This window comes from Anoxybacteroides rupiense, from assembly GCF_014196195.1.
GTDB lineage: Bacteria > Bacillota > Bacilli > Bacillales > Anoxybacillaceae > Anoxybacteroides > Anoxybacteroides rupiense.
Genome location: NZ_JACIDF010000002.1, coordinates 20,462 through 42,982, shown reverse-complemented (window position 1 = coordinate 42,982; position 22,521 = coordinate 20,462). Strand labels below are relative to the sequence as shown.

General features: G+C 42.9%; 19 protein-coding genes and 1 pseudogene. 17 read left to right on the top strand and 3 right to left on the bottom strand.

Annotated elements, in window-relative coordinates:
* Positions 1-426: 426 nt before the first annotated feature.
* The 16 genes from GGQ95_RS03750 to GGQ95_RS03680 all read left to right on the top strand — a co-directional run bounded on the left by GGQ95_RS03750 (position 427) and on the right by GGQ95_RS03680 (position 17,960).
* Positions 427-1,761: an APC family permease gene (locus tag GGQ95_RS03750; protein WP_080862452.1), complete on the top strand. Its 1,335-nt coding sequence runs from the start codon at positions 427-429 to the stop codon at positions 1,759-1,761.
* Between the two features lie 298 nt (positions 1,762-2,059).
* Positions 2,060-2,233 carry a hypothetical protein gene (locus tag GGQ95_RS03745; protein WP_244963590.1) on the top strand — a complete coding sequence of 58 codons (174 nt, stop codon included), beginning with the start codon at positions 2,060-2,062 and terminating at the stop codon, positions 2,231-2,233.
* Positions 2,234-2,564: 331 nt separating this feature from the next.
* Entirely contained in the window at positions 2,565-2,672 is a 108-nt protein-coding gene (locus tag GGQ95_RS18795) for a PH domain-containing protein (RefSeq protein ID WP_244963588.1), read from the top strand.
* A 4-nt stretch (positions 2,673-2,676) separates the two neighbouring features.
* Positions 2,677-2,796 carry a PH domain-containing protein gene (locus GGQ95_RS18790; protein ID WP_240371192.1) on the top strand — a complete coding sequence of 40 codons (120 nt, stop codon included), beginning with the start codon at positions 2,677-2,679 and terminating at the stop codon, positions 2,794-2,796.
* A gap of 377 nt (positions 2,797-3,173) precedes the next feature.
* Entirely contained in the window at positions 3,174-4,226 is a 1,053-nt protein-coding gene (iolG, locus tag GGQ95_RS03735) for an inositol 2-dehydrogenase (protein ID WP_183186377.1), read from the top strand.
* A 331-nt stretch (positions 4,227-4,557) separates the two neighbouring features.
* Positions 4,558-6,066, top strand: a complete 1,509-nt coding sequence (locus GGQ95_RS03730) for a sugar ABC transporter ATP-binding protein (protein WP_183186376.1) — start codon at positions 4,558-4,560, stop codon at positions 6,064-6,066.
* Positions 6,067-6,074: 8 nt separating this feature from the next.
* Positions 6,075-7,070 (top strand): ABC transporter permease, encoded by a 996-nt coding sequence (locus tag GGQ95_RS03725; RefSeq protein ID WP_183186375.1) that lies wholly within the window; start codon positions 6,075-6,077, stop codon positions 7,068-7,070.
* Positions 7,071-7,147: 77 nt separating this feature from the next.
* Entirely contained in the window at positions 7,148-8,101 is a 954-nt protein-coding gene (locus GGQ95_RS03720; protein ID WP_183186373.1) for a sugar ABC transporter substrate-binding protein, read from the top strand.
* A gap of 78 nt (positions 8,102-8,179) precedes the next feature.
* Positions 8,180-9,193 (top strand): LacI family DNA-binding transcriptional regulator, encoded by a 1,014-nt coding sequence (locus GGQ95_RS03715; RefSeq protein WP_183186372.1) that lies wholly within the window; start codon positions 8,180-8,182, stop codon positions 9,191-9,193.
* A 520-nt stretch (positions 9,194-9,713) separates the two neighbouring features.
* Positions 9,714-10,736 (top strand): inositol 2-dehydrogenase, encoded by a 1,023-nt coding sequence (gene iolG, locus GGQ95_RS03710; RefSeq protein WP_044741971.1) that lies wholly within the window; start codon positions 9,714-9,716, stop codon positions 10,734-10,736.
* A 39-nt stretch (positions 10,737-10,775) separates the two neighbouring features.
* Entirely contained in the window at positions 10,776-11,783 is a 1,008-nt protein-coding gene (gene iolC, locus GGQ95_RS03705) for a 5-dehydro-2-deoxygluconokinase (RefSeq protein ID WP_159719998.1), read from the top strand.
* Between the two features lie 55 nt (positions 11,784-11,838).
* The gene (locus GGQ95_RS03700) at positions 11,839-13,299 is read left to right on the top strand and encodes a CoA-acylating methylmalonate-semialdehyde dehydrogenase (protein ID WP_159719997.1); all 1,461 of its coding nucleotides are present in this window, start codon (positions 11,839-11,841) and stop codon (positions 13,297-13,299) included.
* 117 nt (positions 13,300-13,416) lie between these two features.
* A complete protein-coding gene (iolD, locus tag GGQ95_RS03695; protein ID WP_183186370.1) occupies positions 13,417-15,336 on the top strand; it encodes a 3D-(3,5/4)-trihydroxycyclohexane-1,2-dione acylhydrolase (decyclizing) in 1,920 nt (639 codons plus the stop codon).
* 76 nt (positions 15,337-15,412) lie between these two features.
* Positions 15,413-16,309 (top strand): myo-inosose-2 dehydratase, encoded by an 897-nt coding sequence (iolE, locus tag GGQ95_RS03690; RefSeq protein ID WP_183186369.1) that lies wholly within the window; start codon positions 15,413-15,415, stop codon positions 16,307-16,309.
* Between the two features lie 13 nt (positions 16,310-16,322).
* A complete protein-coding gene (locus GGQ95_RS03685) occupies positions 16,323-17,159 on the top strand; it encodes a class II fructose-bisphosphate aldolase (protein ID WP_183186368.1) in 837 nt (278 codons plus the stop codon).
* Positions 17,160-17,174: 15 nt separating this feature from the next.
* Positions 17,175-17,960, top strand: coding sequence for a 5-deoxy-glucuronate isomerase (locus tag GGQ95_RS03680; protein WP_183186367.1), 786 nt, complete (start codon positions 17,175-17,177; stop codon positions 17,958-17,960).
* Positions 17,961-18,040: 80 nt separating this feature from the next.
* Here the strand turns inward: GGQ95_RS03680 and GGQ95_RS03675 are convergent.
* The 3 genes from GGQ95_RS03675 to mntA all read right to left on the bottom strand — a co-directional run bounded on the left by GGQ95_RS03675 (position 18,041) and on the right by mntA (position 21,639).
* Positions 18,041-19,599 (bottom strand): IS3 family transposase gene (locus GGQ95_RS03675; RefSeq protein WP_312856936.1). Its coding sequence is split into 2 segments (ribosomal slippage): positions 18,041-18,957 and positions 18,957-19,599, totalling 1,560 coding nucleotides; the frame shifts between segments, so codons are not numbered across the junction.
* A 1,232-nt stretch (positions 19,600-20,831) separates the two neighbouring features.
* Entirely contained in the window at positions 20,832-21,242 is a 411-nt protein-coding gene (gene hepT / locus GGQ95_RS03670) for a type VII toxin-antitoxin system HepT family RNase toxin (RefSeq protein WP_066150379.1), read from the bottom strand.
* Positions 21,232-21,639: a type VII toxin-antitoxin system MntA family adenylyltransferase antitoxin gene (mntA, locus tag GGQ95_RS03665; protein WP_139788144.1), complete on the bottom strand. Its 408-nt coding sequence runs from the start codon at positions 21,637-21,639 to the stop codon at positions 21,232-21,234. Before mntA ends, hepT begins: the two co-directional genes overlap by 11 nt.
* Positions 21,640-21,997: 358 nt before the next feature.
* On the opposite strand from mntA, the pseudogene GGQ95_RS03660 reads away from it, so the two are divergent.
* A pseudogene (locus tag GGQ95_RS03660) lies at positions 21,998-22,293 on the top strand (IS701 family transposase); the annotation flags it as partial.
* Positions 22,294-22,521: the final 228 nt, after the last annotated feature.

Genomic DNA, 22,521 nt, shown 5'->3' with positions numbered 1-22,521 from the left:
TAAATTGTGCATAAAAATCCTAAAAAGCTTTCATCCCGCGTCACGATCCTCACCCGCTCCTCTGTACATCACATCTTCACTTGTCTGTCCAGCGTTTTCGGTCTTTCATGCTTCAGATGGTTGAGCATGAGCTTTACCTCCAACTTCGAAGCTCTTAAAAGGCTTTTTGGTTTTGCGTAGAACAAAAGACAAACGAAATATCATTAATTTTTAGAATATAATAAAAAATAAAATTTTATATAGTATTATTTTTTTGTCTGTTTGATAAAAGCTTATTATACAAAGGATTTTAGATAAGATACGAATGAGAAGTATTGAAAAAATAATAATAAAATAATTCGGAAAAATTATTTTGCGCTGTTTGGTATGATATAATCCTTGCAACTATATAATTATACATTTGTACTTCTGAGGGGGACAGGAGAAATGGAAAAGGAAATGAAATTAAAGCGCAACATCGGTTTTTTTGTTTCTACGTCTTTAGTGATTGGAACTGTAATAGGTTCCGGAATCTTTATGAAGCCGGGGGTCGTCCTGTCTGCGACCGGTAATTCCAATATGGCGCTTTTGGCGTGGATTATCGGCGGCATTATTACATTGGCAAGCGGCCTAACCATTGCTGAAGTCAGTGTGAAGATTCCTAAAACCGGCGGATTATACGCTTATATTGAAGAAGTTTATGGGAAAACATGGGGGTTTTTGTGCGGCTGGGTGCAAACAATTGTCTATGGACCGGCTGTTATTGGTGCTCTTGCTCTATATTTCGGTACATTAATGGCTGACTTTTTTCATTTTCCAAAAGGAAGCAGCCTGATCATCGGAATTGTAACGACGATTTTACTTGCAGGTTTGAATTTATTGGGAACAAAGTTTGGCGGATTTATTCAAACGGCTTCCACAATCGGAAAGCTGATTCCGATTATCTTGATTGCCGTATTTGGAATGTTTAAAGGCGATGCCGCTGTTTTTAATGTAGAAAGTGGAAATATTCAAAATTTAAGTATGGGGGCTGCTATTTTAGCCACGCTCTGGGCCTACGATGGTTGGATGAATGTTGGATTTATGGCGGGAGAAATGAAAAACCCTGCAAAAGATCTTCCAAGAGCCATCATTTCTGGACTTTTAGTTGTTATTATTGCTTATTTATCGGTTAATATTGCTATGCTGCATGTGCTTCCTGCTGATCAGATTGTTGAGTTAGGACCAAATGCGGCATCAACAGCAGCAACATTATTGTTTGGCGAAATCGGCGGAAAAATTTTAGCGATCGGTATTTTAATCTCGATTTTTGGATGCTTAAATGGAAAAATTCTCACATTCCCGCGAATTCCTTACGCTATGGCAGTAAGAGGGCTTCTTCCAGGATCGAAATTCCTTTCCGGCATTCACCCTAAATTTAATACGCCGGTAGGGTCCACTGTTGCACAAGCTGTGATCGCGATCGTGATGATGATCTTTTGGAATCCTGACAGGCTGACGGATATGGCGATTTTCGCTGTCTTGCTATTTTATGGATTGTCTTTTAATGCGGTTTTCTTGCTTCGCAAAAAAGATAAAAATGAATCGCATTTATATAAAGTTCCGTTCTATCCGATTACGCCGCTTGTGGCGATTGGGGGTACGGCATACATTATTATCAGTACGCTGATGAATGCTCCTGCCGACACGCTTTTCTCGATTGGTATTACGTTAATTGGTTTGCCGATCTATTGGAAACTGAAAGAAAAAAATAAAAACACTTCAAATTTAAAAGCGAGCTAATGCCAACAAACGCGAACAGTGATCACGCTGTTCGCGTTTTTAATTAAATCGGATTTTTTAATGGGAATGTCCTGCCATTCAGATTCTGAAAGCCGATGCTTCGATCATTGTCACCGATTTGCCGAGATGACGCATCTGACTGATTCAGGAGGAGAAATATGGAGTCATCTTGCTCTGTATTGTAAAATATAACATATAAAGATAAAAATGAAAGGAGGGTTAAGTTGGTCTTTTACTCGAAAAAAGGACCCATTAGTTCCATCGTGACATATGGCTATTAATCGTTGGAAGTATTGCGTTGCCAACAGCTGTCCACTTAGAGTTAGGTACTATAGCGGAGGATCTAGCTGTTACTGACAAAATTTTATTAACCGTCATTTGCAGTTTGTTTACGTTATTTTTGCTTTCAGGATGGTTTCATACATTTTACATTTTAACTGACCAAGTCGTGAACTACTCACCACTTAGCTAAAGCTTGAAGTGGGAGCTTCTCAGTTCCACGACGAAAGCCGCCTTTCGTCTCCCTGAGCGTGACTTCGGGTCGTTCCAACCCTAGATGTCCGACAATTCGGAGTTCTTTTGTACCTTGGATATTTTACGCATGGAAGGATCCGCTTGGTTTTCGCATTTTATTTTCTCCATGCAACCTCCTATATCCAGTTATGAAAGAACGACATAGGTTTATTTTACCACAGGGTCAGACAATTGAACAGGCAAAAGCCTGTCCTTGTCCGAAGTCGATTCATCTCCCACTTTCATCAAGCTTCGCAAGATTTAGAAGTGGGAGACTTCTCGACTGAAGAATGTTAAAAGTAAGAGGAGGAATTTTTAGTTGGACAATTCCTCTTGAAGAAATTGAAGCGATCACCGAGTCTAAAAATCCCCCTGTCAGCACCGGCTTTATCACTTGACCGCTTGCAAATTACATATGGAAAGTCTGGGAAGTCGAAGTTTATCTTAATTTCTCCTAAAGACAAATCGTTATTTTTAAAACAAATAAAGAAAATAAGACCGGACGTCCTTATTGAGGGGTAATTTTCCCATCTGCCGAAATATGGTCGGGAGCGGTTCTTTTTCGTTCATCAAAAGCGCTAGACATCGCCAAAGGTGTCTAGCGCTTTTGAATGGATTACGCGTTTGCCGGACCATTTTCAACATGCGTCAGCTTCTTATCATTTTTTTGTAAAAAACATATTATATGGATCTTTATGGATTTAAACAAACAAAAAATTTTTTGTGTTAAATCTATTGACTTCTGAATATTTCGACAAGTATAATAGCAACAAAGGAAAGCGTTTACCTTTAAAAATGATCAAGTTTGTTTTCTTGGACATTTTTATTTTTTTACGTCTATAAAGGAAAGCGCTTAACCACGCATGTGATATTGAAAGGGCAGGGGTGAATGGAAACGGATGGAGAAAGTAAAAGTAGGGATTGTCGGACTTGGAAGGTTAGGGAGGCAGCATGCGGAAAATTTAGCCTTTCGCATTTCGGGCTGCGAGTTATTGGCTGTTTGCAGTGTAGCAGCAGAGGAAGTCGAGCAGGTTCAGAAGGATTGGGGCATCAAATACGGTTATACCCAATTTGACGAGATGTTACAGAATCAAGAGCTGGATGCTATTTTTATTTCGTCGCCTTCCAATTTCCATTGCGAACAAATCGTAAAAGCATTAAATGCAGGGTTTCATGTGTTTTGCGAAAAACCGCTTGGGCTATATTTAGAAGAAGCTTTGCGTGTTCAAGAGGCCGTGAATCAACAGAAGGATAAGATTTTTATGCTCGGTTTTATGAGAAGATATGACAAGTCTTACCAATATGCAAAAAAGAAAATCGAGGAAGGAAAAATAGGCGAGCCGATTTTCATCCGCTGCTATGGTCTTGATCCTGCGAAAGCAATGGATGAATTTATACAATTTGCCAAAAGCAATTACAGCGGAGGATTGTTCTTGGACATGGCGATCCATGATTTTGATTTGGCACGCTGGTATTTGGGTGTCGAGGCGAAACAAGTATGGGCGATCGGAGGAGCCTATGCTTATCCGGAATTTAGCGAAATGAATGATGCGGAAACAGGGACGGCGTTAGTCAAGTTTGAGAATAACAAAATCGGAATTTTTGTTGCCGGACGAAATTGTGCACACGGATATCATATTGAAACAGAAATTATCGGGACGAAGGGGACATTAAGAATTGGCACCATTCCTGAAAAGAATAGGGTGACGGTCTTTGATGAAAAAGGGGCCATTAAAGAATGTTCAGATGGATTTTTAGAAAGGTTTGAACAAGCCTACTTAAGTGAAGCGGAAGAATTCATTGCGTGTATAAGAGAAAATAGACAGCCAGCCGTTACTGTCAAAGATGGAGTGATTTCAACGGCCCTTGGCTATGCGTGCAGAGAATCGTTTGAAACAGGAAAGCTTGTTACGGTGCAGTCGCCTATTCAAACGCCGGCCTCACTGATATAAAAGCCAGTTTGAAAATGGAATCGCCCATCCATTATGAAAGCACGGCGGCTTGCAAATGGCGGAGATCAGAATACGAACTGCCCAACTGGCCAACGAGCCTGTTCGATCATCTATAGAATCCATAAAAAGGTAATGGTGGATGTTAAGGAGTCATCATCCTGCATGAATATCTGATTGATTAGGAGTTCAATCACATAGTGCCCCTTTATCTATAGAAACTTGATTCCAATATTATCTCCACCATCATAAATGGTGATAAGGTCTATATAGATCTAATTTTAAAAAGTTAAAGTGCGGTGTGCTTAATAACCAATTAGAAAGGGGTCCTTAGATGGTAGGGCATGCTGAAAATCTCTTGGAAATGAAAGGAATTAAAAAAAGCTTTAATCAAAACCATGTGCTTAAAGGAATTGATCTTGATATTAAAGCTGGTGAGGTTCATGTGTTGCTTGGTGAAAATGGAGCGGGGAAGTCGACCCTTATCAAAATTTTAACAGGTGCTTATCAAAAGGATGCCGGTGAAATCTATTGGGAAGGGAGGGCTGTTCATCTCCAAACGCCAGCTGATGCTATGAGATTAGGGATTGCCACCATTTATCAAGAATTAAATGTAATTCCCCAGCTCAAGGTTTATGAAAATATTTTCTTGGGCAGGGAATTAAAGCGAGGTGGCAAGATGTCGATGCTTGACCATAAAACCATGCGCGAAGAGGCAAAGAGATGTTTAGAAATGCTTGGTCAAAGCCCAGATCTTGCTGATATGCAGCTTGGGAAGCTCGGCATGGGACAGCAGCAACTCGTCGAAATAGCGAAAGCGCTTACCCTTGATGCGAAGTTGATTATTATGGATGAACCTACCTCCAGCCTGAGTGTACAGGAAGTCCATCAGCTCTATAAGTGTGTCGAGCAATTAAAAGAGAAGGGAATAGCCATTTTATTTATTTCTCATAAGCTTGAAGAGATTAAGAGATTAGGAGATCGAATTACGATTCTACGGGATGGGTTCAAAATTGAAACCTTGCCTGTTAAAACAACAGACACCGATGATTGGATTGAATTAATGGTTGGACGGTCTTTGGATGAGAAGTTTCCAAAGCAAACCTTTACACTTGGCCGAGAAGGTTTTAGAGTAGAAAATTTAGAAGTTGCAGGCGCCTCAGAGCCGGTTAGCTTTCGTGTGAGATATGGGGAGATCGTTGGTATTTCCGGGCTGGTTGGCGCTGGGCGCACCGAGCTTGCTAGGGCTATATTTGGAGCCGATCCGCGCCGAAATGGAAAAATTTTTATTGATGGCAAGGAAGTAAAGATCAAGTCTCCGCGAGATGCCATTGATGCTGGAATTGCTTTCATCACCGAGGACCGAAAAGGCGAGGGGCTTTTGCTTGATCAAAAGCTAGATTTTAATATTACGATGGCCAATATGAAAAAATTTACGAAGAAATCACGGCTTATTAATTTAAATGAGATCCGGGAAGAAGCCAAGCGATTTATTCGAGAATTAAAGATTCGTCCTGATCATATCGAGCTTAAAGCTCGCAATTTGAGCGGTGGGAATCAGCAAAAAGTAGTGATCGCCAAGTGGTTATGCACAAAGGCAAAGGTGTTTATTTTTGACGAACCGACAAGAGGAATTGATGTCGGAGCGAAAGTAGAGGTTTATCGCTTGATGAATCAATTAGTTGAAAATGGCGCCATTGTCATTATGATCTCTTCAGAGCTTCCGGAAATTCTCGGGATGTGTGACAGAGTTCTTGTGATGAGAGAAGGAAGAATAACAGCGGATTTGCCAATTAAGGAAGCGACACAAGAACGAATTATGAAAGCGGCTACAGGAGGGTGAAAATCAATATGAGTCAAGTAGCAGTGCAAACGAAAAATGAGGCAGTGGAAAAGAACCGTGCATTTAAACGGATTATCAGCAAGTTCGGGCCTCTGATCGGTCTTATTCTATTAACAGCAGTCCTGACGATTCTGTCGCCTAAGTTTTTAACGATCAATAATGTCATGAATATCGCTCGGCAATCTTCGATCAACGCCTTGCTGGCAATCGGTATGCTTTTGCCGATTCTAACGGCAGGAATCGATTTGTCTGTCGGTTCATTGTTGGCGCTTTCAATTATGATGATGGGAATTGTGACGGTCAATATGGGAATGCATCCGCTTTTGGGTATCCTCGTATGTCTCTCGGTAGGAGCGGCATTTGGTTGGTTAAACGGGATTTTATTAACGAAGCTGCGTTTGCCGCATCCATTTATCTCCACTCTCGGTACGATGAATATTGCTCGCGGCATCGCCTTAATCGTTACAGGTGCGGCTCCGATTGCCGGCTTTCCTTACATGATTCAATTTTTAGGACGTGAATTTGTGGGGCCGATCCCGGTAAGTTTTTTGCTTGTCATTGTGGTGTATGTCTTTTTCCATATTTTCTTAACACGAACACAGACAGGACGTTATATTTATGCGATTGGCGGCAATCCTGAAGCTGCGCGCTTATCGGGAATTAATATCGACCGAGTGCTGATTATTGTTTATACGATTAGCGGTTTCATGGCGGGGCTTGCTGGTCTTGTTATGGTCGGCCGCGTGAATTCAGCTTTTCCTCTTGCTGGACTTTCTTATGAGCTTGATGCGATTGCGGCGGTCATTATTGGTGGTGCCAGCTTTCTGGGGGGAGTTGGTACTGTATGGGGAACATTAATCGGAGCGCTGATTATCGCTGTTTTAAGAAATGGGCTGAATCTCTTGAATGTTTCCGCTGATTTCCAAATGACGGTGATTGGAGCGGTCATTATTGCCGCTGTATTTGTTGATGTGCTTCGCCAGCGTAAAAGCAAAAAAGCTTAATTGTTTGCTAATTGGAATGTTGATAAAGGATCATGCTTTCACAAGATTACAAGTAAAGGGAAATGGGGGAATGTTGGATGAAAAAGAAAATTCGGTTATTCAGCGTAGCCGCTGCGTTCATGGGTATGGTTCTTTTAGCTGGATGCAATAGTGGTCAAGAAGCAAATGGAGGTGAAAATACAGAGCGAGTCGCTGTTGTTTTGAAAACGTTATCAAGCCCTTACTGGAAGTACGTTGAGGCTGGAGCGAAAGCGGCTGGCAAAGAGCTTGGGATCGATGTGACCGTTGTTGGACCCAATTCAGAATCTGAAGTGATGCAGCAAGTGAATATGATTGAGGATCAGTTAAGCCAATCGCCTGGTGCGCTTGTCGTTTCGCCGACTCAGCCTGATACAGTCGTCCCGGTGTTAGAGGGAGCCAATGTTCCCGTTCTTCTTATTGACACAGATGCCGATCTTAAAAATAAAACAAGCTTTATAGGTACGGAAAATTATGAGGCTGGATATGAAGGAGGAAAATTGCTTGCCTCCATGCTGCAAAAAGGGGACAAAGCCGCGATCGTTTCAGGTGCGCTTGGAAATACGGCGACAGATGAACGCGTGAAAGGAGCCAAAGCCGCTCTTAAAGAAGCAGGGATCGAGGTTGTTGCTGAACAGCCTGCCGATAGCGATAAAACAAAAGCGATGTCCGTTATGGAAAATATCCTGCAGAAAAATAATGATATCAAAGGTGTATTTGCGGCCAATGATGATATGGCGCTTGGCGTGTTGCGCGCTGTTGAGGCAAAAGGGTTAGATGTTAAAGTGATTGGTACTGACGGAACGCTAGAAGCGGTCGAATCGATTTTAGCCGGAAAGCTTGCCGGTACGATTGCGCAAAGTCCATATGACATGGGCTACGAAGGAGTGAAAAACGCATTAGCCGCCATCAAAGGCAAAAAAGTTGAAAAACGCATGAAGAGCCCTGTTGAGGTGATTACAAAAGAAAATGCACAAGAAAAGCTAGAATTTCTTAAAAAGATAGTAGAGTAGTCCATACGAATGATTTAACCGGCGGTATTCCTTCATGGTAAAATGAAGAAAAAGGACTATCTAAGGAGTTTGAACTAAATGAAGCCGACGATTTATGATGTAGCGAAAAAAGCAGGTGTCTCGATAGCGACAGTATCGAAAGTCGTGAATAACACAGGAAATATTAGTGACCGAACGAGAAAAAAAGTCATGAAGGTCATGCAAGAGCTTGAATACCAGCCGAGCAGCTTAGCGGCGGCATTAACAGGCAAAAGGACATTTACTATTGGTGTCCTTGTCCCGGATATTGCCAACCCGTTCTTTGCCGAGGTGGCGAGAGCTTTAGAAAATTATGCTCGGGAAACGGGATATGCGATGATTTTATGCAGTACCGATTACCAAAGAAAACGAGAGCAAGATTATCTTGAACTGCTTATGAAAAAACAAGTAGACGGCATTATTATTGCGACAGAGCCAAAAGATCTGAGCGCTTTTCGAAAGCTTCAGTCCAGACATATCCCGTTTTTAATGTTTTCGATCGACCATCTTGCTTTACCTTCGCATGTTGTCACGACGGACGATATTAGAGGAGGATACCTTGCCGGGCGTTATCTGTTGGATAAAGGACATCGCCGTTTGGCGATCATTGCCGAATTAAGCCGTCCGAGCGGACGGTTGAGATTGGAAGGCTTTAAACAAGCTCTTTCCGATCAGGGAATTGAATTAGAAAGCCCGTTCATTATTGATGCCATCTCTAAAGTGGAGGATGCCAAGCTGGCATCGCAAAAGCTGCTTCATTTACCAGAAAAGCCTACCGGTGTTTTTGCGACTACCGATTTAATCGCAGTGGTTTTTATGAACGAAGCTCGAAAGCTTCACGTGCAGGTTCCGGGAGACATTTCCGTTATTGGCTTTGATAATACGATACATGCCGAAATTGCTGATCCTGGTCTAACAACCATTGCACAGCCAATCGATGATCTGGCCCGCTATGCGGTCTATAAGCTGCTTGAGTCGATTGAAAAACCAGAAATGCCTGGACATCGGATTATGCTGGCTCCTGCTTTAGTAGAACGGCAATCGGTAAAAGACCTAAAGGATCAATATTCGTGACCTCTTGTGCTTTTCTAAGCATGAATGTTAGAAGAGCAAGGAATCAATAGTGAATAGGAAAGCTGCTTTTTGGTTCAGACCCATTTTGCAAAGCAAACATGTGGAGTTCGTTTGGTGCGATAGACATGGTCTTCTTGTTCGATAGACAAACAGAAAAGCTCCCATCCAAACGGACTCTCTTATCGATGCTTTCTACAATGGATTAGGGATGAAGAACCAGCTTGAAAGAAAGAAGGGATATTCTTAGGAAGGACAGTCCAAGCAAGGCGGTTTCTGATGTTTTTTAGGCGAGTGCCTAAATGGTAGGCGCACAACCTTGCTTTCAGACTGCTTCATAGTTTCGCGCGGAGAGTAAAGCGCTTAACTAAAAAAGTGAAAAAATCTAGAAAGTGAATGTTAAAAAAATTTAAAATTAACTTGAGATTATGCAAAAAATCGTATAATAATAGTAAGTAAAGCGCTTAACTTTATTTCGGGTTAGATGTCCGTATCTTTACTAAGAGAAAGGAAGATTCAGGCGATGGGATTGACGGTAGGAATCATTGGCGCAGGGAGAATCGGCAGATTGCACGCAGATCATTTGCGCTTCATTTCACAAGTTCGAGTCAAGAGTGTTTCAGATGTTGCAATTCATCATCTGGAATCGTGGGCGAAAGAGAGACAAATCGAGGTGCTAACAGCGGATTATCGCCAAATATTAATGGATCCAGACATTGATGCGGTGTTGATTTGCTCTCCAACGAATACACATGCCACGATGATTAAAGAAGCGGCTTTAGCAGGAAAGCATATTTTTTGTGAAAAACCGATCAGTTTTACATTAAGAGAAACAGAAGAGGCACTGGAAGCTGTTGAAAAAGCTCAAGTGAAGTTTCAAGTTGGATTTAACCGCCGATTTGATCCGAATTTTCGGAAAGTCAGGGATCTTGTGCAAAATGGAACGATTGGCGTTCCGCACATTTTACGTATTACATCAAGGGATCCTAAGCCGCCCAGCATGGACTACATCAAGTCGTCAGGTGGGCTTTTTATGGATATGATGATTCATGATTTTGATATGGCGCGCTACATTATGGAAAGTGAGGTGGTGGAGGTGTCTGCTTACGGGGCCGTGCTGGTTGATCCCGCCATCGAAGAAGCGGGAGATATTGATACAGCTGTCGTCACTTTAAAATTTGCCAACGGCGCTCTTGGTGTGATTGATAACAGCCGCCAAGCTGTCTATGGATACGATCAGCGACTTGAGATATTTGGAAGTAAAGGATCGGCATTGGCTGATAACCATCGCCCTACGACCGTTGAAGTCTCTACTTCTGAGCACGTGTCCAAGGATAAACCGCTGTATTTTTTCCTTGAGCGCTATACACAAGCCTATATGAATGAAGTATCAGAATTTGTAAGAGCTATTCTTACCAACCAGCCTGTTATTTGCAGCGGCTTTGATGGCTTACAAGCCCAACGGATTGCCGAAGCGGCAAAAAAATCGTTGGAAGCTGGTATCCCTGTGAAGCTGGAAGCGGTAAATTCCGCTGCCTCTGTCTAATCGTTTTTAGGGACTATGCGAAGAAAGGAGGAAAATAGTATGAATCTACTAACCTTTCATCAAGATCGTCCACTTGATCTCATCGCGGTCGGCCGGTTGTGCATTGACCTCAATGCGAATGAAATCAATCGCCCAATGGAAGAAACACGAACATTTACGAAATACGTTGGCGGTTCTCCTGCCAATATTGCGATTGGCTTTGCACGGCTAGGCCAAAAAACCGGATTTATCGGAAAAATCGCGAACGATCAAATGGGACGCTTCATTTTGGATTATTTGCAGAAAAACGGCATCGACACAAAAGGGATCGCAATCGACCGTACGGGGGCTGTAACGGGTTTAGCGTTTACCGAGATTAAGAGCCCGGAGGATTGCAGCATTCTAATGTATCGTGATAATGTCGCAGATTTGAAGCTTCACCCATTGGATATTGATGAAGATTATATTAAACAATCAAAGGCGCTACTCATTTCCGGTACCGCCCTTGCGCAAAGTCCATCACGTGAAGCCGTGTTTCTTGCATTGGAATATGCCGTAAAGCATGGTGTGACGGTTTTCTTTGACCTTGATTATCGTCCATATACTTGGACGGATGAGGCAGAAACGGCAGTTTATTATAATTTGGCTGCTGAAAAATGTGATGTCGTGATCGGCACTCGCGAAGAGTTTAATATAATGGAAAAATTGTTGAATGGAAAAGAGGCCCATGATCATGATACAGCTTCTCGCTGGTTTTCGTTCCGCGCTAAAATGGTCGTCATTAAACATGGAGGAGCAGGCTCGATTGCGTATACTAAAGACGGAAAATCTTACCGCAGCGGTATTTTTCGCACCAATGTATTGAAAACATTTGGCGCTGGCGATTCCTATGCCTCTGCCTTTATCTATGGCTTAATGAATGGAAGGGACGTTGCCGAAGCGATGAAGCTGGGGAGCGCGTCGGCTTCGATTGTTATTTCGCGTCACAGCTGCTCTGATGCGATGCCCACTCTTCAAGAGCTTCAGCATCATATTGAGACGGCTATTTATGAGCCTGCTCTATCATAGGATCTTTGTTTTGAATATTCGGGAATTTTAAGGGATGAAAGGAAGATGGTATCGCATGAAAATAACTGTAAAAAGCTTAAAAAACTACATCGGCGGGGAATGGGTCGAATCTGTTTCCAATCGAACAGAGGTTGTATACAACCCAGCAACAGGTGAAGAGCTGGCGATTGTTCCACTTTCCACAAAAGAAGAAGTAGACAAGGCCGTTCAAGCGGCACACGAGGCGTTTCAAACATGGTCTCAAGTTCCCGTTCCAAAGCGCGCTCGTCTTCTTTTTAAATATCAGCAGCTTCTCGTGGAGCATTGGGAAGAGCTAGCGCGGCTTGTGACCATAGAAAACGGCAAAAATTACGATGAAGCCTATGGGGAGGTGCTTCGCGGGATTGAATGCGTGGAGTTTGCGGCAGGAATCCCAACTTTAATGATGGGCAAGCAGCTTCCTGATATCGCAACAGGGCTTGAATCTGGCATGTACCGTTATCCGCTTGGAGTAGTTGCCGGTATTACGCCGTTTAATTTTCCAATGATGGTGCCGTGCTGGATGTTCCCGTTAGCGATTGCTTGCGGCAACACTTTTGTATTAAAACCATCGGAACGCACGCCGCTTTTAGCGCAACGTCTTGCCGAGTTGTTTGAAGAAGCGGGTTTTCCTAAAGGGGTATTAAACATTGTGAATGGTGCGCACGATGTCGTCAACGGATTGTTAGAGCACAAGCTGGTAAAGGCGATTTCGTTTGTCGGCTCTCAGCCGGTGGCTGAATATGTGTACAAAACAGCGGCAGCCAACTTGAAACGCGTGCAAGCTCTTTCCGGGGCGAAAAACCATTCGATCGTATTAGCCGATGCCAATTTGGAACATGCGGCCAAACAGATCATCAGCGCCGCTTTCGGTTCTGCTGGCGAACGCTGCATGGCGACTTCGGTTGTCGTGGTGGAAGAGTCTATTGCTGATAAATTCATAGCAAAATTGAAGGTGGAAGCCGATGCGATCCAAATCGGAAATGGTCTTGACAAAGGAGTGTTTTTAGGTCCGGTGATTCGCCAAAGCCATAAAGAGCGCACCATTGGCTATATCGAAAAAGGAATTGAAGAAGGAGCCACACTGGTGCGTGATGGCCGCAAAGACGCCGCTGTAAACAAAGAAGGTTACTTTATTGGTCCGACGATTTTTGAAAACGTTACGCAAGAGATGAAAATTTGGCAGGATGAAATTTTTGCCCCTGTTCTATCCGTTGTACGTGTAAAAAATTTAACAGAAGCGATTGAGTATGCGAATGCATCACCGTTCGCCAATGGCGCTTGCATTTTCACGGATAGCGCAGCCGCGGTCCGTCAGTTTCGTGAAACTATTGATGCAGGAATGCTTGGCGTTAATATCGGGATTCCTGCGCCAATGGCCTTCTTTCCGTTTTCAGGCTATAAGGACTCTTTCTATGGAGATTTACATGCAAACGGTACGGATGGTGTTGAGTTCTACACGAGAAAGAAAATGGTGACAGCTCGTTATATGAAATAACGAAACTATTAAAGGAAGAGATGGGATGGAAATTCGTCTGTGCCATCTCCTCTTTCTTTTCGTTGTTTGTGATCAGCGTGGGATGGATTTTATAGAAGCGAGAGGAGGATTAGAACAGTGGGAACCGTTCGTTTAACAACGGCACAAGCGCTTGTTAAATTTTTGAATAACCAATATATCGAATTTGATGGAAAGCAGCAACGATTTGTAAAAGGCATTTTTACGATTTTTGGCCACGGGAATGTGCTTGGGCTTGGCCAGGCTCTTGAAGAGAATCCTGGCGAATTGAAGGTATACCAGGGACGGAATGAACAAGGGATGGCCAACGCGGCGATCGCATTTGCCAAGCAAAAGCATCGGAAGCAAATGATGGCAGTCACTTCGTCTGTGGGACCCGGAGCGGCGAATATGGTTACTTCTGCTGCTACAGCAACAGCCAACCATATCCCAGTTCTGTTGCTTCCTGGCGATGTATTTGCCACCCGCCAACCGGATCCTGTTTTGCAGCAAATTGAACAAACGCATGATTTATCGATATCTACAAATGACGCGTTCCGCGCAGTAAGCAAGTATTGGGATCGTGTCTGCCGCCCAGAGCAGCTGATGTCTGCGATGCTGAACGCCATGCGCGTATTAACCGATCCTGCAGACACGGGTGCTGTCACGATTGCGCTTCCTCAAGATGTTCAAGGAGAAGCATGGGATTTTCCTGAAAGCTTTTTCGCCAAACGTGTGCATCGGGTGGAGCGCCGCCAGCCGTCGATGGAAAGCGTTCACGACGCGGTCAAGCTGATTTGTTCCAAGAAACGGCCTTTGCTCATATTAGGTGGCGGTGTTCGCTACTCAGAGGCCTCGGATGCTTTTGTAGCGTTTGCAGAAAAATTCCATATTCCATTTGCAGAAACACAAGCTGGAAAAAGCGGCGTGGAGAGTAGCCATCCGCTTAATCTTGGCGGCATAGGCGTGACAGGGAATTTAGCAGCCAACACCATTGCTAAGCAGGCGGATTTAATTATTGGAGTCGGTACCCGTTTTACGGACTTTACAACCGCTTCTAAACATTTATTTAGCCACGCAGATATCATCACGATCAATGTTTCCGAATTTCATGCCGCAAAATTAGATGCAGTGAAAGTCATTGCCGATGCCAAAGCTGGACTTGAGGCCATCAGCGCGGCACTAGGAAACTATGTTTCTGCCTATGAAAATGAAATCGTTGAAGCGAAACAAAAATGGGCGAATGAGTTAAACCGCCTTTATTCGGTTGCTTATCGCGAGAATTTTAAACCGGAAATTGCGGGGCATATCGATGAAAAACTGCCTGAATATAAAGAAGCATTTGGCTCCGCCTTAACGCAAACGAGCGTGATCGGAAGGATTAACGAACAGATTGATGATGATGCCATCATTGTAGGCGCTTCAGGCAGTTTGCCTGGTGACCTGCAGCGAATGTGGGTATCGAAAGCTCGCAACACGTATCATATGGAATACGGTTATTCTTGTATGGGTTATGAAATTGCAGGCGCATTTGGCGTTAAGCTCGCTGAACCGGATAAAGAAGTGTATGCAATGGTGGGCGATGGCAGCTTCCTCATGCTTCATTCCGAGCTTGTGACGAGTTTGCAAGAAGGAAAAAAAATAAACATTGTCTTATTTGATAATTCTGGGTTCGGTTGTATTAACAATCTCCAAATGGAAAATGGCATGGGCAGTTTTGCTACTGAATTTCGCAAACGCAATGCCGAAACAGGACAACTTGATGGCCCGATCATCACGATCGACTATGCAAAGGTCGCAGAAGGATACGGATTGAAAACTTACACCGTTCGCACAATGGAGGAGCTGGAAGAAGCGATAGCGGACGCGAAAAAGCAAACGGTCAGCACGCTCATCGATATTAAAGTGTTGCCGAAGACGATGACGCACGGATATGACTCTTGGTGGCATGTCGGTGTGCCCGAAGTATCGGACAAAGAAGGCATCGAAGCGGCTTACCAAAAGAAAGAAGCCCATCTTCAATTAGCTCGTAAGTATTAAACAACATATGTTCAGATAGAACAATCGACATTGTGGTTATATCGTTTGAATGATTCGAGGAAAACAGGAGGAGAACATGTTTACCGAAAACAAAGTGAAGCTTGCTATTGCGCCGATCGGCTGGACGAATGACGATATGCCCGAGCTTGGCGGTGATATTCCATTCGAACAGTGCATTAGTGAGATGGCGCTTGCCGGTTTTATCGGTTGTGAGGTTGGCCATAAGTACCCGCGTGAGATAGAAGTATTAAAAAAAGCGCTGGATTTAAGGGGACTAAGGATCGCAAGCGCTTGGTTTAGCGCGTTTTTAACCTCTAAACCATTTCAGGAAACCGCAGAAGCGTTTAAAGCCCATCGTGATTTTTTATATGCGCTGGGCGCAAAGGTCATCGTTGTTTCAGAACAAGGGAACAGTATCCAAGGCCAAATGGAAGCGCCGCTATTTGAAAACAAACCGGTGTTTACAGAAGAAGAATGGAGTTGTTTAGTGGACGGTTTACATCGTCTTGGCGACTTGGCAGCGGAGAAAAATATGAAAATCGTCTATCACCATCACATGGGAACAGGTGTCCAAACAACGGAAGAGATAGACCGTCTAATGGGGGAAACAGATCCCCAAAAGGTTTCGCTTCTTTATGATACGGGGCATCTTGTGTTTTCTGGAGAAGATCCTTTACATGTTTTAAATAAGTATATCCATCGTATCCACCATGTTCACTTAAAGGATGTGCGAATGGAGATAGTCCATAAAGTTCGCGAAGGGAAAATGAGTTTTTTGCAGGCGGTCAAAGCGGGGGTGTTTACGGTACCGGGAGATGGCGCGATCGACTTTCAGCCGGTGTTTGCGGCACTAGCTGCCGCCGGATATGAAGGATGGCTGGTGGTGGAGGCGGAGCAGGATCCATCTGTCGCCAACCCGTTGGAGTATGCGTTAAAAGCCCGGCAGTACATTCGAGAAACATGCGGTTTATAAAAGGAGAGGGATCATGACATTAGTCAGGATGAAAGAAATCTTAACTCATGCCGAAGAACATCATTACGGTGTTGGGGCTTTTAGTGTTGCCAATATGGAAATGGTCATTGGGGCCATTCGGGCAGCGGAAGAGCTTCGTTCTCCACTTATTTTGCAAATTGCCGAGGTGCGTCTGAAGCATTCTCCGTTGTCTATCATTGGTCCGATGATGGTAGCCGCGGCGAAAGCGGCCCAAATTCCGGTAGCGGTTCATTTTGATCATGGCTTAACGGAAGAGAAGATCCGCGAAGCACTGGAAATCGGTTTTACATCGATTATGTATGATGGCTCTCATGATGAACTCGAAAAAAATATCGCGGAGACAAAGAAAATGACGGCGCTTGCTCGAAGGTACGGGGCCACTGTAGAAGCGGAGCTCGGCCAAGTAGGCGGAAGTGAAGACGGTTCGGTTGATCTTGAAATATTGCTTACTTCTGTAGAAGAAGCGAAGTGTTTTGTTGCGGAAACCGGAATTGATGCACTTGCCATAGCGATTGGCAATGCGCATGGAATGTATAAAGGCGATCCGTGTTTACGCTTTGATCGTCTAGAGGAAATTGATCAAGCGGTCGAGATTCCGCTTGTGCTTCATGGAGGTTCGGGAATTTCTGAGGATGATTTTCGCAAAAGTATTAATCTTGGAATCCGAAAGATTAATGTGGCAACGGCAACCTTTCATAACGTTGTAAATGCTGTAAACACTGGTCGCCCTTTTAGCGATTATTTTTCTTATCATGAACGTGTGATTGAAGCAGCAGCTGAAAGTGTGAAGCGCCATATGCGAATGTTTCAAAGTGTTGGACGTGTATAGGAGGTCTGTTGGGCTATGTATGAAAAACTTGGCGAGTTAAAAGAAGGATATACCATGATTACGGATATGAAAAGCAAGCATCCTGATATGCTACAGGATATCGGGATTTATGTGCTATCTGCTGGCAAAGTGGAGCGGCTTTTTGATGAGGAAAAAGAAGCGGCCATTCTTCTTTTGGAAGGGGATGTCCGTTTGGAATGGAATGGCTTTTCTCGCGAGGTCAAGCGCGACAGCGTATTTACTGAATCTCCTTGGTGCCTTCACGTTCCTAAGGGGATAGAGGTCAAGGTGACAGCGCGGACGAAGAGCGAAGTGCTTGTGCAAAAGACGGATAATCCCAATAGCTTTGAACCAAAGTTATATACCCCAGATGATTGCGAAAGTATAGTGGCGGGGGAGGGAGTATGGAACGGAACGGCCGAGCGTGTGATCCGCACCATTTTTGATTACAATCATGCCCCTTATTCTAATTTGGTCATCGGTGAAGTGATTTCGTATCCAGGCCGCTGGTCAAGCTATCCGCCCCATCATCATGATCAGCCGGAGGTGTATTACTATCGCTTCGACCAGCCGGCAGGCTTTGGGTGTGCGATGGTCGGTCCCCACGCCTATCGTGTCGAGCATAACAGCTATATAACGATTCCTGGGGGCATGGATCATCCGCAGGCAACCGCGCCAGGCTATGCCATGTATTTCTGCTGGATGATTCGCCACCTCGATCATCCTTGGACAGATCGGCTCATAGAGGAAGAGCATAAATGGCTTCTTGATCCTCATGCCAAAATTTGGCCGAACAAATGATCAAACATAAAACAAATAAGCCTGCGAAGGTTTTGTGAACTGCCCCCTGTCAAGTAGACAGTGGAAATAATAAAAATGATCTAAGCGGCTTTAGCTCTATATTCCATAGGGCTAAGGCCATTTAATCGTTTTTGATATCTATCATGATTATAAAAGCAAATGTAATCATCTATTGCTTTAGAAAGCTCTTCAAATGTCTCATACTTATTTAAATAATACTTCTCACATTTGAGTGTTCCCCAAAAAGATTCCATTGGTCCATTATCAATACATCTACCTACTCGCGACATACTTTGTGTCATTTTCGCTTTATCTATCCTGCGTTTAAACCCATGAGAGGTATATTGAAAGCCACGATCACTATGAATAAGGGGATGGTCTCCAGCCAAAAGCCCTGCTGCTTGGTCAAGCGTCTTAAACACAAGTTGATTATTATTAGAATGGCCTAAGACATAACTAACAATTGATCCATCATATAGATCAAGAATAGCGCTTAAATAAGCTTTCTTTGAGGGGCCATATTTGAATTCCGTGACATCTGTTACCCATTTTTCATTCGGCTTTTCCGCTGTGAATTCACGATTCAATATATTCTCCGCCACATGTTGAGGAGTAGAACGCTTATAAGGGGTTTTCTTTCTTCGAATGACAGATTGTATTCTTGCGACTTTCATTAATCTATAGATTCGCTTATGATTGAAATTTTGGCCGAACTTGCGATTCATGTTCAATGTCATTCGACGGTATCCGTATATACCATCAACTTCCTCATGAAGTGCTTTCATTTCTTTTATGATCTCTTCATTCTGAAGTTCTCGAGCAGAAGGCGTACGATTCAACCACTTATAATATGCAGCCCTAGATATTCCAGCGATTTCACAAAGTAGAATAACCTCTACCTCTTCCTTCTCATGAAGTTCTTGGATAGCGGTATACATATCTTCATATCGGATTTGACTTATTTTCGCCTCCTTTCGATTTCCTCTAACTTTTTTAAAAATAGATTCTCTGCACGTAACCGTTCATTTTCTCTTTCTAACTTTTTAATCTGGAGTTGGATAATGTCTTCTGGAGTTAATTCTGCTTCTTCTTTCTTCCTTCCGCGCTTATCTTTTAGTGCTTCATCTCCACCTGCCTCATACTTCCTCACCCATTGGTATACTTGTTGATAAGAGACCTCATAGGTCTCAGCTGTTCCTTGATAATCTTTTCCGTTTTCTAAGCAATCAAGGACAATTTGAATCCGTTCATCCCAAGTCGTTTTTCTTCCTTTAGTCATAGAGTTTGTCCTTCCTTTCGACCTATCCTTTAAATCTCTATGACTATTATAAATGCTAATCCATCTTCGGAGTACGGACCTGCTTGATATTTCATACTTTCTAACGATCTCATATTGAGAAAGGTCACCTGACAAATAATCGATTACAGCTGCTTCCTTTAACTCCTTAGAATAAGGTTTCCATGATGTAGATCTTTTTAATCCTTCCGATCCATACCTTTCAAATCCCACAATCCATTCTCTTAATGAATTTTGAGATATTTGATATTTAGAACAGAGCTCTTTAATGGAGTAGTCCCTCTTCTCATAAGCTTTAATAACTTCATATTTAAACTCTTCAGAATAATGTTTGCCAGACACAGAAAAACTCCCCCTAAGAGAAAACAGATTTTTATTTTTTAATCTGTCTACCTTAGGGGGAGCATATCATTGAACCGTTCGCAGGCCTTTTATATTTACGATGCTTTGAACATCATAGAACCGCTTTTACTGAAGAAGCATCTAAACGTTCTCACTACAATTTTAAGCAGTCTTTAAATATGGAATTCTTAAAATTATAGGCAAGTTGATTTTTTGTTATATTCTATTATCTTCCTTTCTGTTCATGGAACTTCTTCGTTTACTTCCATATTATCCGAAAAGCTTCTATTGGCCGCAGGGAATAGCATATATAATGAATCGTTTTAGGAATCAGTAACAAAAGACTCTATCGTTTCCCTGCTTTTAAAACAGCCTACGGCTCTGATATTTCAGAAAGACCGAATGGAAAACGCCGCTGCGAGACAATCAATTTTTTACTAAATCTATGAAAAAAGATTTGTCGTCGACCTCCAATAGCGCACAAACCCCGGGGGATCGACGACACATGACCAGTCATCAAAAACCCTACAGCCATAAGGAAAAGAAACGATTGATCGAATTTTAAGATAAGTTTATAATAACATTGTATCCATTTTCCAAATGTTGATTTTATCATAATGTTTGGGGGTTTTTATCTTAACTATGAGGGATTGAAACCACTTCTGGGTATTCTACTGTTGCGTACGTGAATGCGTTTTTATCTTAACTATGAGGGATTGAAACCCGTTCATCTTTTGACCTCCAATAACATTGCTTTTTATGTTTTTATCTTAACTATGAGGGATTGAAACATGAAAATATACAATCACATACTCAAGCGGCTCCTGGAAGTTTTTATCTTAACTATGAGGGATTGAAACTCAATAATAAAAAGCCCCTTCACTTACATAGGAAGAAGGGGCTTTTGATATTTATGACTATTGGTCAGTAGCTCCTAGGTGTTTTTTAATGCTTCTTGAAGAATTTGCGAATAGTTCACATTGTATTGTTTCGCAAGGTTATCTACAATGAACCCATAAGCTGAAACACAAGGAGGCGATAAATAAGTTATACTGAGGACATGGAGAAGCGGAATCGATATACAGCAGGATGTAAGACGAAGGTCGTACTGGAAGTGCTGAGGGAAGAGCAGACGGCAAATTGAGCGCGATGGAATAATGATTTGTCCCTATCTTGAATTATGTCTTTGCTTAAATAACATGCTTGGACGGCGCGCATCTGCACCGCCCGCTTCACTGTTCATAAAAAAGAATCGCTTTCGTGAACTCGGTAAAGTCGGTTAGATGGTGATCAAGTATTTTTTGCAAAATGGTCAAATTAATCTCCTGGTAGTCGTGAACAGCGATGTTTCTAAATCCGACCATCGCTTTCATTTTTTGTGAAAGAAAAGGAGTGATGATGCCGTGCTGTTCTAAAAGAGAAAAAGCGTCTCGACTGTTTTGGGGGAGGCCTAGCTTTTTCTGTGCGACCATGTGCATCGCCAGGCCGATGCTTGCTTCACATGCTCGTTGGAGATTTAAGATCATGGAGTCTTGCTTCGTGTAGTTTTCTAAATTTTTCGGGTTGTTCTCATATTCTTCGTGAATGCGCTTTATGCACCGCTCGATCACGCTAATTTTATTTAAAATGACATCATTTTTCATAAACCGACCCGCTTTCATTAATGTTTCGCAAGATTTCCGTGCGTTCTTCATTCAATTTTGCGTACATCTTCAAGGCTCTCCATTCATATTCGGCTTTTTTCTGTTCATTTGTACAATAGATGACTTTGCCATTGCTGACCACTTGCGCCTGAAACACGGTGCTTGCTTGTTTGAGGTCCACAAGATCGACGTCCCGGTGCAGCCTGGATGCCAATTCTTGCGCAACCATAAATCGTTCATAATGATCCAATTGTTTTTGGTCGCTGAGAAAAGCGATATCAATGTCGCTGTCTTGATGAACATGTCCTGTAACCGTTGATCCAAACAAATAAATCAAATATGGGGACACTGTTTCGATCAACACTTCAATAATGATTGGCTCGATCTGTTCCGTCAATACCGTCCCTCCTTTTCTTCGTCGCAATCCGGGTCATTTTCTTTCATTATATTACTTTTTATTTCCTGCCTCAAACTTTGCGTAAAACGATAGTTTAACGAAAAATTCTCCTCAAGTTTCTGGCTTAAAAGTGAAGCCCCTTAGTCCGGTGTTTTATCATCTTCCCTTGTTTTGCAATCCCCCTTTAAGTTTGGGAACAATCATTCATACCCTCTTCTCTTGTTTTCTTATATAATGAACTGTAGATGAGCAAATTCGCTAACATAAATTGACAACCAAACAAAAAAGGAGACATGAACCCGATTCCTTGATTAGAATAGATGTGCCACCAAACCATTCACAAGGAGGTTTATGTCTCATGAATAGACTAGCGCATCATCAAGGAATTCACAAGTTTTTCACGACGTTGGGGTTAGCGCTTTATTTCTCGAAACGGTTCTGAAGCATCTCGTTCACATGGTAGATGCGATGATCACGAAAGGTTGTTCAGGAACGTTGACCGATCTTCATCATGAGAGTTTTCATCCGAATCACCGCACGACACTGAGCCATTTTTTCACGAAAAGTCCGTGGGATGAAGAAACATTGCTTCGCCAACTCCGGCAATGGGTGCTCCATCGTGTCGAACGCAGCGCGAAACGAGAGAATCACCCTTTTTTGTTTCAATCGCAACGCCCATATCGCTATAAGAAGGATGGCGTCTAGGCATGCGGCGCCCTCGATGCTGACAAAGGGATGGGAAGGTTGAAAGTCCAGCAAATATGCGGGTAAAAAGTTGCTGTCGTTCGGTTCAAGCATGTGCTTGAGCAAAAAAGTTTTATTTTTGTTTTCCTAGCGTGGCGGTTGGAAATAAAGGAGAGAGCAGACAATAATGAAAGGTGG

Excerpts from the sequence above, each read along its gene's own strand:
- GGQ95_RS03750 (WP_080862452.1), top strand. The coding sequence starts at position 427 with ATGGAAAAGGAAATGAAATTAAAGCGCAACATCGGTTTTTTTGTTTCT.
- GGQ95_RS18795 (WP_244963588.1), top strand. The coding sequence starts at position 2,565 with ATGTTAAAAGTAAGAGGAGGAATTTTTAGTTGGACAATTCCTCTTGAA.
- iolG (WP_183186377.1), top strand. The coding sequence starts at position 3,174 with ATGGAGAAAGTAAAAGTAGGGATTGTCGGACTTGGAAGGTTAGGGAGG.
- GGQ95_RS03730 (WP_183186376.1), top strand. The coding sequence starts at position 4,558 with ATGGTAGGGCATGCTGAAAATCTCTTGGAAATGAAAGGAATTAAAAAA.
- GGQ95_RS03725 (WP_183186375.1), top strand. The coding sequence starts at position 6,075 with ATGAGTCAAGTAGCAGTGCAAACGAAAAATGAGGCAGTGGAAAAGAAC.
- GGQ95_RS03720 (WP_183186373.1), top strand. The coding sequence starts at position 7,148 with ATGAAAAAGAAAATTCGGTTATTCAGCGTAGCCGCTGCGTTCATGGGT.
- GGQ95_RS03715 (WP_183186372.1), top strand. The coding sequence starts at position 8,180 with ATGAAGCCGACGATTTATGATGTAGCGAAAAAAGCAGGTGTCTCGATA.
- iolG (WP_044741971.1), top strand. The coding sequence starts at position 9,714 with ATGGGATTGACGGTAGGAATCATTGGCGCAGGGAGAATCGGCAGATTG.
- iolC (WP_159719998.1), top strand. The coding sequence starts at position 10,776 with ATGAATCTACTAACCTTTCATCAAGATCGTCCACTTGATCTCATCGCG.
- GGQ95_RS03700 (WP_159719997.1), top strand. The coding sequence starts at position 11,839 with ATGAAAATAACTGTAAAAAGCTTAAAAAACTACATCGGCGGGGAATGG.
- iolE (WP_183186369.1), top strand. The coding sequence starts at position 15,413 with ATGTTTACCGAAAACAAAGTGAAGCTTGCTATTGCGCCGATCGGCTGG.
- GGQ95_RS03685 (WP_183186368.1), top strand. The coding sequence starts at position 16,323 with ATGACATTAGTCAGGATGAAAGAAATCTTAACTCATGCCGAAGAACAT.
- GGQ95_RS03680 (WP_183186367.1), top strand. The coding sequence starts at position 17,175 with ATGTATGAAAAACTTGGCGAGTTAAAAGAAGGATATACCATGATTACG.
- hepT (WP_066150379.1), bottom strand. The coding sequence starts at position 21,242 with ATGAAAAATGATGTCATTTTAAATAAAATTAGCGTGATCGAGCGGTGC.